This window comes from Mycobacterium sp., from assembly GCF_036488105.1.
Taxonomy (GTDB): Bacteria; Actinomycetota; Actinomycetes; order Mycobacteriales; family Mycobacteriaceae; genus Mycobacterium.
Genome location: NZ_DASXHW010000547.1, coordinates 23,548 through 33,522, shown reverse-complemented (window position 1 = coordinate 33,522; position 9,975 = coordinate 23,548). Strand labels below are relative to the sequence as shown.

Annotated in this window: 10 protein-coding genes and 1 pseudogene; 5 read left to right on the top strand and 6 right to left on the bottom strand. The window is 63.9% G+C overall.

Features of this window, described 5'->3' with window-relative positions:
* Both VGH54_RS28870 and VGH54_RS28865 read right to left on the bottom strand, forming a co-directional pair.
* A pseudogene (locus VGH54_RS28870) lies at positions 1 to 564 on the bottom strand (phosphoribosylamine--glycine ligase); the annotation flags it as partial.
* 46 nt (positions 565 to 610) lie between these two features.
* On the bottom strand, positions 611 to 1,018 hold the full coding sequence (locus VGH54_RS28865; protein ID WP_331515592.1) for a MarR family winged helix-turn-helix transcriptional regulator: 408 nt from the start codon (positions 1,016 to 1,018) through the stop codon (positions 611 to 613).
* Between the two features lie 82 nt (positions 1,019 to 1,100).
* Here VGH54_RS28865 and VGH54_RS28860 point away from each other — a divergent pair, with 82 nt between their 5' ends.
* On the top strand, positions 1,101 to 2,186 hold the full coding sequence (locus VGH54_RS28860; RefSeq protein WP_331515591.1) for an aldo/keto reductase: 1,086 nt from the start codon (positions 1,101 to 1,103) through the stop codon (positions 2,184 to 2,186).
* Between the two features lie 2 nt (positions 2,187 to 2,188).
* Here the strand turns inward: VGH54_RS28860 and VGH54_RS28855 are convergent, their stop codons facing one another.
* The 4 genes from VGH54_RS28855 to VGH54_RS28840 form a co-directional block, all read right to left on the bottom strand.
* Positions 2,189 to 2,623, bottom strand: coding sequence for a carboxymuconolactone decarboxylase family protein (locus tag VGH54_RS28855; protein WP_331515590.1), 435 nt, complete (start codon positions 2,621 to 2,623; stop codon positions 2,189 to 2,191).
* Positions 2,624 to 2,625: 2 nt separating this feature from the next.
* Positions 2,626 to 3,489, bottom strand: coding sequence for an NAD(P)-dependent oxidoreductase (locus VGH54_RS28850; protein ID WP_331515589.1), 864 nt, complete (start codon positions 3,487 to 3,489; stop codon positions 2,626 to 2,628).
* Positions 3,486 to 4,238, bottom strand: coding sequence for an SDR family oxidoreductase (locus tag VGH54_RS28845; protein ID WP_331515588.1), 753 nt, complete (start codon positions 4,236 to 4,238; stop codon positions 3,486 to 3,488). Before VGH54_RS28845 ends, VGH54_RS28850 begins: the two co-directional genes overlap by 4 nt.
* 79 nt (positions 4,239 to 4,317) lie before the next feature.
* Complete coding sequence (locus VGH54_RS28840) at positions 4,318 to 5,784, bottom strand: aldehyde dehydrogenase (RefSeq protein ID WP_331515587.1); 1,467 nt, start codon at positions 5,782 to 5,784, stop codon at positions 4,318 to 4,320.
* 189 nt (positions 5,785 to 5,973) lie between these two features.
* Between VGH54_RS28840 and VGH54_RS28835 the strand changes: the two genes are divergently transcribed.
* From VGH54_RS28835 to VGH54_RS28820, 4 genes are read left to right on the top strand one after another with little or no spacing between them, the layout of a single operon-like run.
* The gene (locus tag VGH54_RS28835; RefSeq protein ID WP_331515586.1) at positions 5,974 to 6,582 is read left to right on the top strand and encodes a TetR/AcrR family transcriptional regulator; all 609 of its coding nucleotides are present in this window, start codon (positions 5,974 to 5,976) and stop codon (positions 6,580 to 6,582) included.
* Positions 6,582 to 7,793, top strand: a complete 1,212-nt coding sequence (locus tag VGH54_RS28830; RefSeq protein WP_331515585.1) for a cytochrome P450 — start codon at positions 6,582 to 6,584, stop codon at positions 7,791 to 7,793. The genes VGH54_RS28835 and VGH54_RS28830 overlap by 1 nt, the downstream gene beginning before the upstream one ends.
* On the top strand, positions 7,794 to 8,621 hold the full coding sequence (locus VGH54_RS28825) for an SDR family oxidoreductase (protein WP_331515584.1): 828 nt from the start codon (positions 7,794 to 7,796) through the stop codon (positions 8,619 to 8,621).
* Positions 8,618 to 9,973, top strand: a complete 1,356-nt coding sequence (locus tag VGH54_RS28820) for a cytochrome P450 (RefSeq protein WP_331515583.1) — start codon at positions 8,618 to 8,620, stop codon at positions 9,971 to 9,973. Before VGH54_RS28825 ends, VGH54_RS28820 begins: the two co-directional genes overlap by 4 nt.
* Positions 9,974 to 9,975: the final 2 nt, after the last annotated feature.

Below are 9,975 nucleotides of genomic sequence, written 5' to 3'. Positions count from 1 at the left end.
GTCGAGGAACGACTCCAGCAGCACCGGGTGGCCGGACTCGAGCAGGCTCGCGGCATGGGAGCGCGCGACGTCGCGGTCCGGTGTGACCACCACGCCCTTGCCCGCGGCCAGCCGGTCGTCCTTCACCACCCAGGCACTCTCGCCGGCCGGCGGCCCGAAGCGGTCCAGTGCCGTGTCCAAATCTGCTGGGCTGTCGACGATCTCGCTGGAAGCGGTGCGTACACCGGCAGCGGCCATCACGTCTTTGGCGAAGGCTTTGGATCCTTCGATCTCGGCCGCCGCCTTGCTGGGCCCGAAGCAGGCGATCCCGGCGGCGCGAACCGCGTCGGCCACGCCGAGCACCAGCGGGACTTCGGGGCCGATGACCACCAGGTCGGCATAGATCTGGCGGGCCAAGGCCACCACGTCGTCACCGGAGGAAATGTCGACGTCGTGCTGGTCGGCTATCGCCGTGGTGCCAGCATTGCCGGGAGCGATGGCCAACGCCTCGACCTGCGGGTCGGCGCGCAACGCCAGTAGCAGGGCATGTTCGCGGGCACCGGAGCCGATCACCAGAACGCGCACGGAACGTCACTCTAGCTGGGTGACGACGCACGCCGTGAAACGACAGTCAGATGATTTTTTCGAGCAGGTTTTTCAGTTCCTTCTGCTGCGCATCGGTGAGGCGCCCGAGACGCTTGGTGAACTCCTCAGACACCGCCGACATGCCGCCCGCGGCGGCTTTGCGCCCGGTCGCGGTGAGCAGCAGGCGATGGCGCCGGAGATCGGCGGGATCGATCTCGCGACGCACGAAGCCCGCCGCCTCCAGCCGTTTGAGGTACACGGTGACCGTCGCCTTGGGCATGTTCAATGTCGTCGCCAGTTCGGCAGGGTAGGGGTGCTCATCGATCTCGGCGAGCAGGAACAATTCCTTCGACTCCAGGCCCAATGAGCAGATCTCGTCCTCGGCGCAGGAGATGACGGACAACAGCACCCGGTAATTCAGGGACCAGATCTTGGCCGCATCAACCGCCGACATCGACTTGCCAGATCGTTCAGGTATGAACTAGTTTAGATGTGAACAAACGCATAATCGAACAATCTACCAGAAAGCTGCCATCATGCCTCTGGATCAATACGTGACACTCGGACGGTCCGGCCTGCGGGTCAGCCCCCTGTGCCTGGGCGCCATGACGTTCGGCGAAGACCTCGGCTGGGGTACCAGTGTCGAAGAGTCCCAACAGATCATCGATCGGTACACCGAACTCGGCGGAAACTTCATCGACACCGCCAACTTCTACACCCGCAGCCACTCCGAGAAGATCCTCGGCGACCACATCGGCCGCCACGCCGCCCGACGTGACCGTCTGGTGATCGCGACCAAGTTCAGCGGCAACTTGTATCCGGGCGATCCCAACGGTGGCGGGTCGGGTCGCAAGTCGTTGATCAACGCCTGCGAAAACTCGCTGCGGCGGTTGCAGACCGACTACATCGACCTGTACTGGCTGCACATCTGGGACGCCAACACCCCCATCGAGGAAACGATGGCCGCACTCGACGACCTCGTTGCGGCCGGCAAGGTTCGCTACATCGGTGTCTCGGACACCCCGGCATGGAAGATCGTGGAAGCCAACCTGATTGCCCGCTTCCGCGGTTGGTCCAGTTTCATCGGCCTGCAGGTCGAGTACTCGTTGCTCGAACGCAGCATTGAGCAAGAACTGGTGCCGATGGCGAATGAATTCGGCCTCGGCATCACGCCCTGGTCGCCACTGAAGAGCGGCGTGCTGAGCGGCAAATACACCCGCGCCAACAGCGGCGCGCACAACGCCGATCGCGGAGCGATGGTCGATTCCTTCCTCAACGACAAGACCTACGCGCTGATCGACGAATTGGAGGCCATCGCCACAGCGCATCAGACGAACGTCGCCAGCGTGGCGCTGGCCTGGGTTCACGCACAATCCGGCGTCTCATCGGTCATCATCGGCGCACGCAGGCTTTCCCAACTCGACGACAACATCCGGGCCGTCGATGTGAATCTCACCGCCGACGAACTGGACCGGCTCGATGCGCTCACCGCACCGAGGTTTGGATTCCCGAACAACATGCTCGAAATGGCACCGGGCATTCTTAACGGCGGGACCAGCGTCAACGGACTGTCGGCCCCGACGTCGGAGTATGTGATGCCGAAAGGTACTCAGCCGTACTGAAACTAGTCGAGCGTGGTACGAGTGTGCATCTTCACGGCATCGTTGACGTTGGCTTTCTTGTCATTGGCGGTCCCCTCGGCAGCGGCCTTCTTGCGTTTGGCCGCTACGCGTTTAATCACGCCGTCGAGCTTTGAACCCAGCGGGAAGCCGACATAGTGCGTTAGGAAGATCGCCATCTCACGCAGTTCCTCTCTGGTGAGTTCCTCGTTCTGCAGGACGGCATTGACCTGAACCTGCAGCAACTCCTCCTGATTCAGAGCGGTCAGCACCGCGATCAGCATCATCCGCCGGTCGCGCATCGACAGACCAGGCCTCGTCCAGATGCGGCCGAAAAGATGCTCGACCGTTAACGCGAAGAATTCGCCGGGCACGTCCGGCATCTCCCACGCGTAGACCTCGTTCATCTTCTCGAGGCCCTTGCGGCGCAATTCGTCCATGCTCACTCCTTCGCAGTCGATGCGCTGTGCGGTACGCCAAGGCCCGCGGCCAGATTTTGCATGGCAAGCCGCGCCAGCGGCAGGTCGATATCCAGTTCGTCGGCCAACGCCAGGGCCAGGCCGAGGTCCTTTTCCCCCAGTGCCCGGGTGTGCAGGAAGGGTCGGTAGAGGAAGTGGTCCGGCGCCAACGGCTCCGCGTCATCGCGGAACATCACCATGCCGGCGCCACCGGTCTGCTTATCGCTGTGGCGCACCACGTTGCCCAGATCCTGCAGGCTCACACCGGCCGCGGCGGCGAGCTGTAGTGCCTCACACGCCGCAACGAAGGACGTGAAATGCAGCATATTCCGAGCCAGTTTCATCCGGGTGCCCGCTCCGGGTTCACCAGCATGGACGATCAGCGACGCCCATCGCGAGAATGGTTCCTGCACAAGGGCGAACGCGGCGGCGTCGGCACCGACCATCACCGCCAACTCGCCCTTCTTCGCCGCGCGATCGCCGCCGCTGACCGGTGCGTCGACGATATGAACACCCGCGGGCCGGAACCGCTCGGCAAGCTCGACCGCGGTGTCTGGACTGATCGTCGAATGGATCGCAATGATCGTGCCTGGCTTCGCGTTGGTCGCAAGTTCGCCGACGACCTCGCGCACCTGGGCGTCGTTGAGCACGACGATATGAATGAGGTCGGCTTGAGCGACATCAGCAACGCTGTCCGCCACACCTGCGCCGGCTTCGGCCAGCGGCGTCATCGCCTCGGTTCGGATGTCGTAAACCGTTAGCCCGCCGGGCCATTCGACGAGCCGCTTGGCAATCGGCGCGCCCTGGTTGCCGAGCCCAATGAATCCGATCTTCACATGCTCGCTCATGACCGAATTACCTGCCCGCCGTCGACATTGAAGATCTGCCCGGTGATCCACGATGCCTCATCGGACAACAGGAATAGACACATTCCCACCAGATCCTCCGGTTTGCCCATCCGGGACAGCGGGAGCCCCTTGACGATGTCGTCGACGATCTCTTTGGGGGTGGTGGTCCGATTCGCCTCGGTGTCGATGGGTCCGGGCGCTATCGCGTTGATCCGGATGTTCTGGCCGCCGAGCTCACGGGACAGCTGCTGGGTCAAGCCGTTGAGACCGACCTTGGCCAGGCCGTAGAAGTTCGAATACAGCCACGCCGCAGTGGATGACTGGTTGACGATCGCGCCACCGCCGCGCTTGGCCATCTTCTTGTACACCGCGCGGGTACACCACAGTGCGCCATCAAGATTGACGCTCATGAACTTCTTGTAGTACTCGGGGTCGACGGTGACCAGAAAGTCGAGCTTCATGCCGCCGAAGATCGCGGCGTTGTTCACCAGGTAGTCGATGCCGCCGAACTCAGACAGCGTGCGGTCGGCCATCTCCTTGGCCGAGGCGGGGTCGGACACGTCGACCGGAATGCTGACGGCGGTGCCGCCGTCGGCGACGATCTGCTTGGCCACCCCCTGCGCCGCTTCGGCATTGATGTCGGCGACGACGACCGCCGCGCCCTGCCGTGCCAGTGCCTCGGCGTAGGCCTGGCCGATGCCGCCGCCGGACCCGGTCACGATGGCGACCTTGTTGTCAAACCGCGCCATGTCTTTCCTTTCTCTGGCCGACTGGCCACTTATTGCACGCTAAACGCGAAATCCCGTGTGATAACTGGTCGCTCGCGGATTAGATGGCTGTTGCAATGGTTTTGATTTCCAGGTACTCCTCGAAACCGGCGAGACCCATCTCGCGCCCGTTGCCGGACTGCTTGTACCCACCGAAAGGCGCGTCCGCGGAGTACCAGACGCCACCGTTCACGTTGACGGTACCCACCCGCATACCCGCCGCGAATTCGGCAGCTCGCTCCGGATCGGCACTGAACACAGTGCCCGACAACCCATATGGCGAGTCGTTGGCGATACGAAGGGCGTCGGCGTCACCGTCGTGGGCGATCACGGTGAGCACCGGGCCGAAGATCTCCTCGCGGGCGGGTCTGGCGTCGTTGTCCAGCCCGGCGATGACGGTCGGCTCGATGAAGAACCCGGTGTCCAGGTCGGCCGGGCGGCCGCCGCCGCATGCGAGCGTTCCGCCCTCCGCGATCGCCAGGTCGAGGTAGCTTTGCACCCGGTCCCGCTGCCGCGCCGAAATGACTGGTCCGCACACGGTTCCGGGCTTGTTGGGGTCGCCCGGCTTGATCGAGCCCATGGTGCCTGCCGCGATCGTGACGGCCTCGTCGTATTTGGCCCGTGGCACGACGAGCCGGGTGGTGAGGGCACAACCCTGCCCCGCGTGCATGGAGGCGGTGAACGCCGATACCGAACACGCCCCGTTCAGATCCGCGTCGTCGAGCACGACGAACGCCGACTTGCCGCCAAGTTCCAGGAACACCTTCTTGAGCGTCACGGCCGCGTCGCTCATCACGCTGCGGCCGGTGCCCGTCGAGCCGGTGAACGAAACCATGTCCACCCGAGGGTCTTTGGCAAGCAGCGCTCCCACACTGTGGTCGCTGGAGGTGACGATGTTGACGACACCCGGCGGGAAATCGGTGTGCTCGGTGATGATTTCACCGAGCACCGCCGCGCACCACGGCGTGTCCGGCGCGGGCTTCAGCACGATGGTGTTGCCGGCGGCAAGTGCGGGACCCAGCTTGGCCAGGTTGATCTGATGCGGGAAGTTCCACGGGGTGATTGCGCCGACCACGCCGACAGCCTCACGCGCAACGCTTCGCCGGGTGGGGATTCCCATCGGCGACGCGTCACCGAGATCGGAGCTCCACTGGTAGTTCTCGGCGGTGTCAGCTGGGAAGCTCAAATCGCCGACCGGACCTTCCAGTTGGGCGGCGGCGGTCAGCATCCGTGGCGCGCCGACCTCGGCGATGGTGATGTCGCGCAGTTCTTCGACGTGCTCGCGCATCGCATCGCGCAGCTGCCGAATGCACCGCACCCGCAGCTCGGTGTTGCGCGACCAGTCGGTGTCATCGAAGGCACGCCGGGCGGCCTCGATGGCGCGGCTCATGTCCTCGGCGTCGGCATCGGCCGCGGCACCCAGCACTTCTTCGGTGGCCGGATTGATCGTGGAAAACGTGCCTTGGCTGCCGCTCGTCAGCTTGCCGTCTATGAGCAGGGCGCTTACGCCGTCGGCCAGCAATGCCATCTTCGCCTCCACCGTTGGTCAGGATGGACAGATGTCCGGAATAATCCAGTTGAACATAGTCTTCACGCCGCCGAAAGTGCAAGAGTGCCCTTGGCCCGACAACCGCTAGCGGACTGGAATTAAGCTATTTATCTGCAGTTTTGTAGAACGGGCTTGCCTCGCGCCGGATGTTTCGGATAGCTTGGACAAGTGTCCAGCGACCCAGTGGTCACGATCACTCCCGCCGGCGGTCCGGCCCGGGACGTGCCGCGCAACCGTCGACAGGAAGAAACCTTCCGCAAGGTCTTGACCGCAGGTGTCCAGGTTCTGCGGGAGACGTCCTACGCCGACCTGACCGTGCGCGCAGTGGCAGCCCGCGCCAAGGTGGCCCCGGCGACCGCCTACACCTACTTCTCGTCGAAGAACCATCTGATCACCGAGGTTTACCTGGATCTGGTGCGACAGGTGCCGTACTTCACCGACGTCAACGAGCCGATGCCGACGCGAGTGGACAAGGCGCTACGCCACCTCGCGCTGGTGGTCGCCGACGAGCCCGAAGTCGCCGCGGCGTGCACGGCGGCGTTGCTGGGCGGCGGCGCAGACCCGGCCGTGCGGTCGGTGCGCGACCGGATCGGCGCCGAGATCCACCGTCGCATCACCTCAGCCATCGGACCCGATGCCGAGCCCCGCATCGTCTCAGTCCTCGAGATGGCGTTCTTCGGCGCACTGGTCAACGCCGCCAGCGGGGCCTACACCTATCACCAGATCGCCGACCACCTAGCCTACGCGGTCGGCCTCATTGTCAAGACGGAAGACTGATGACCCTTCAGATCGACAAGCCACTCCTCGACCCGTATGACTATGACTTCCACGAGGATCCGTACCCGTACTACAAGAGGCTGCGGGATGAGGCGCCGCTGTACCGCAACGAGGAGCTGGGCTTTTGGGCTCTATCCCGGCACGCCGACGTACACCAAGGTTTTCGCAACACCACCACGCTGTCCAACAAGTACGGCGTCTCGCTGGACCCGGCGTCAAGGGGACCACACGCCGCCAAGACCATGTCGTTTCTGGCCATGGACGATCCAGCGCACCTGCGGCTGCGGACCCTGGTATCAAAAGGCTTCACGCCCAGGCGTATTCGTGAGCTTGAGCCGCGCGTGACCGAGATCGCGCACCAGCACCTGGACACCATGCTGGCGAAGGCGGCCGACGGAGCGGTCGACTACGTCAACGAGTTCGCCGGCAAGCTGCCCATGGACGTCATCTCCGAGCTGATGGGCGTTCCCGAACCGGACCGCGACCAGGTACGCGCGTGGGCGGATGGCGTGATGCACCGCGACGAAGGTGTCACCGACGTGCCGGCCGCGGCGGTCGAGGCGTCGATCAACCTCATCGTCTACTACCAGCAGATGGTCGCCGAGCGGCGCGAGAAGCCGACAGACGACCTGACCACCGCGCTGCTGGAGGCCGAGATCGACGGCGACCGGTTAACCGACGACGAAATCCTCGGCTTCATGTTCCTGATGGTGATAGCCGGCAACGAGACGACAACCAAACTGCTTGCCAACGCGGCCTTTTGGGGTCATAGAAATCCCGATCAGCTGACGTCTGTGTACGCCGACCTTACGCTGGTGCCGTCCTGGGTCGAGGAGACGCTGCGCTACGACACGTCCAGCCAGATCCTGGCCCGCACCGTGACCGGCGAGCTCACCCTCTACGACACCACGATCCCTGACGGCGAGATCCTGCTGCTGCTGCCCGGTTCCGGGCACCGCGATGAGCGGGTGTTCGACAACCCCGACGACTATGTAATCGGCCGCGACATCGGTTCCAAATTACTGAGTTTCGGCAGTGGTGCGCACTTCTGTCTCGGCGCGCATTTGGCGCGGATGGAGGCCAGGGTCGCCCTCACCGAGTTGTTCAAGCGAATCCGCGGGTACCAAGTGGACGAGGCCAACGCCGTCCGCGTGCACTCCAGCAATGTCCGCGGATTCGCTCACCTACCCATGACCCTGGAGGTCCGCTGAATGCCCCGATTTGAGCCCCTGCCAGAACGCCGGCCGGCCATCGTGGCCGGCGCCTCCTCGGGCATCGGTGAGGCCACGGCGATCGAGCTCGCCGCGCACGGCTTCCCGGTCGCTCTGGGTGCCCGTCGGGTCGAAAGGCTCGACGACATCGTCGGCAAGATCAATGCAGACGGTGGCGAGGCGGTCGGATTCCATCTTGACGTCACCGACCCGAATTCGGTCAAATCCTTTGTCGCACAGTCGGTAGACGCCCTCGGCGAAATCGAGGTGCTGGTCGCCGGCGCGGGCGACACCTACTTCGGCAAGCTCGCCGAAATCACCACCGACGAGTTCGACTCGCAGCTGCAGATCCACCTCGTCGGCGCCAACCGGCTGGCCACCGCGGTGCTGCCGGGCATGCTCGAACGGCAGCGCGGCGACTTGATCTTCGTGGGTTCCGATGTCGCATTGCGTCAGCGGCCGCACATGGGCGCCTATGGCGCCGCCAAGGCCGCGCTGGTCGCGATGGTCAACAACTTCCAGATGGAGCTCGAGGGCACCGGCGTGCGGGCCTCCATCGTGCATCCCGGCCCGACAAAGACGTCGATGGGCTGGAGCCTGCCCGCCGAGAAGATCGGCCCCGCGCTGGAGGATTGGGCCAAATGGGGCCAGGCCCGTCACGACTACTTCCTGCGCGCGGCGGACCTGGGACGCGCCATCGCGTTCGTCGCCGAGACACCGCGCGGCGGCTTCATCGCCAATATGGAGCTACAGCCCGAAGCCCCGTTGGCGGTCACCAAGGACCGCCAGAAGCTCGCACTCGGCGAAGAAGGGATACCAGGACAATGACAACAGCGATCGTTCCCAGGGTGTCCGGCGGCGCGGAAGAACACGGTCACCTCGAGGAATTCCGCACCGACCCAATCGGTTTGATGCAGCGGATCCGCGACGAATGCGGCGACGTCGGCTGGTTCCAACTCGTCGACAAGCACGTGATCTTCCTGTCCGGCGCCGAAGCCAACGAGTTCTTCTTTCGCTCCGCCGACGAGGATCTCGACCAGGCCGAGGCCTATCCATTCATGACACCGATCTTCGGCAAGGGTGTCGTGTTCGACGCCAGCCCGGAACGCCGCAAGGAAATGCTGCACAACTCCGCGCTGCGCGGCGAACAGATGAAGGGCCACGCCGCCACCATCGAGGGCGAAGTCAAGAAGATGATCGCCAACTGGGGCGACGAAGGTGAGATCGAGCTGCTCGACTTCTTTTCCGAGTTGACCATCTACACGTCGACCGCCTGCCTGATAGGTCTGAAATTCCGCGAACAGCTCGATCACCGGTTCGCCGAGTACTACCACGAGCTGGAGCGCGGCACCGATCCGCTGTGCTACGTCGATCCGTATCTTCCGATCGAGAGCTTCAAGCGCCGCGACGAGGCGCGCGTGAAACTGGTTGCGCTGGTTCAGGAGATCATGAACCAGCGACTGGCCAACCCCCCAAAGGACAAGGCCGACCGCGACATGCTCGACGTGCTGGTGTCGATCAAAGACGAAGTGGGCAATCCCCGGTTCTCCGCCGACGAGGTCACCGGGATGTTCATCTCACTCATGTTCGCAGGGCACCACACCAGCTCCGGCACCTCGGCCTGGACGCTGATCGAGTTGATCCGCCACCCCGACGCCTACGCAGAGGTGCTCACCGAGCTCGAGGAACTGTACTCCGACGGCCAGGAGGTGAGTTTCCATGCGCTGCGCCAGATTCCCAAGCTGGACAACGTGGTCAAGGAGACCCTGCGGCTGCACCCGCCGTTGATTATTTTGATGCGGGTCGCCAAAGGCGAGTTCGAGGTCGCAGGCTTCCCGATCCATGACGGCGACTATGTGGCCGCGTCCCCGGCGATCTCCAATCGGATTCCCCAGGACTTCCCCGACCCCGATGCGTTCAGGCCAGACCGCTACAACAAACCGGAGCAGGCTGACACCGTCAACCGATGGACCTGGATTCCCTTCGGAGCGGGGCGACACCGGTGCGTAGGGGCCGCTTTCGCGCAGATGCAAATCAAAGCGATCTTCTCGGTGCTGTTGCGCGAGTACGAGTTCGAAATGGCGCAGCCCGCCGACAGTTACCACAACGACCACTCCAAAATGGTCGTGCAGCTCGCCCGGCCGGCAAAGGCGCGTTACCGCCGGCGTAACGGGGCCTGATC

What these genes read in the sequence shown, in the direction of transcription:
- VGH54_RS28865 (WP_331515592.1), bottom strand. Translation starts at nt 1,018, where the DNA reads ATGTCGGCGGTTGATGCGGCCAAGATCTGGTCCCTGAATTACCGGGTG.
- VGH54_RS28860 (WP_331515591.1), top strand. Translation starts at nt 1,101, where the DNA reads ATGCCTCTGGATCAATACGTGACACTCGGACGGTCCGGCCTGCGGGTC.
- VGH54_RS28855 (WP_331515590.1), bottom strand. Translation starts at nt 2,623, where the DNA reads ATGGACGAATTGCGCCGCAAGGGCCTCGAGAAGATGAACGAGGTCTAC.
- VGH54_RS28850 (WP_331515589.1), bottom strand. Translation starts at nt 3,489, where the DNA reads ATGAGCGAGCATGTGAAGATCGGATTCATTGGGCTCGGCAACCAGGGC.
- VGH54_RS28845 (WP_331515588.1), bottom strand. Translation starts at nt 4,238, where the DNA reads ATGGCGCGGTTTGACAACAAGGTCGCCATCGTGACCGGGTCCGGCGGC.
- VGH54_RS28840 (WP_331515587.1), bottom strand. Translation starts at nt 5,784, where the DNA reads ATGGCATTGCTGGCCGACGGCGTAAGCGCCCTGCTCATAGACGGCAAG.
- VGH54_RS28830 (WP_331515585.1), top strand. Translation starts at nt 6,582, where the DNA reads ATGACCCTTCAGATCGACAAGCCACTCCTCGACCCGTATGACTATGAC.
- VGH54_RS28825 (WP_331515584.1), top strand. Translation starts at nt 7,794, where the DNA reads ATGCCCCGATTTGAGCCCCTGCCAGAACGCCGGCCGGCCATCGTGGCC.
- VGH54_RS28820 (WP_331515583.1), top strand. Translation starts at nt 8,618, where the DNA reads ATGACAACAGCGATCGTTCCCAGGGTGTCCGGCGGCGCGGAAGAACAC.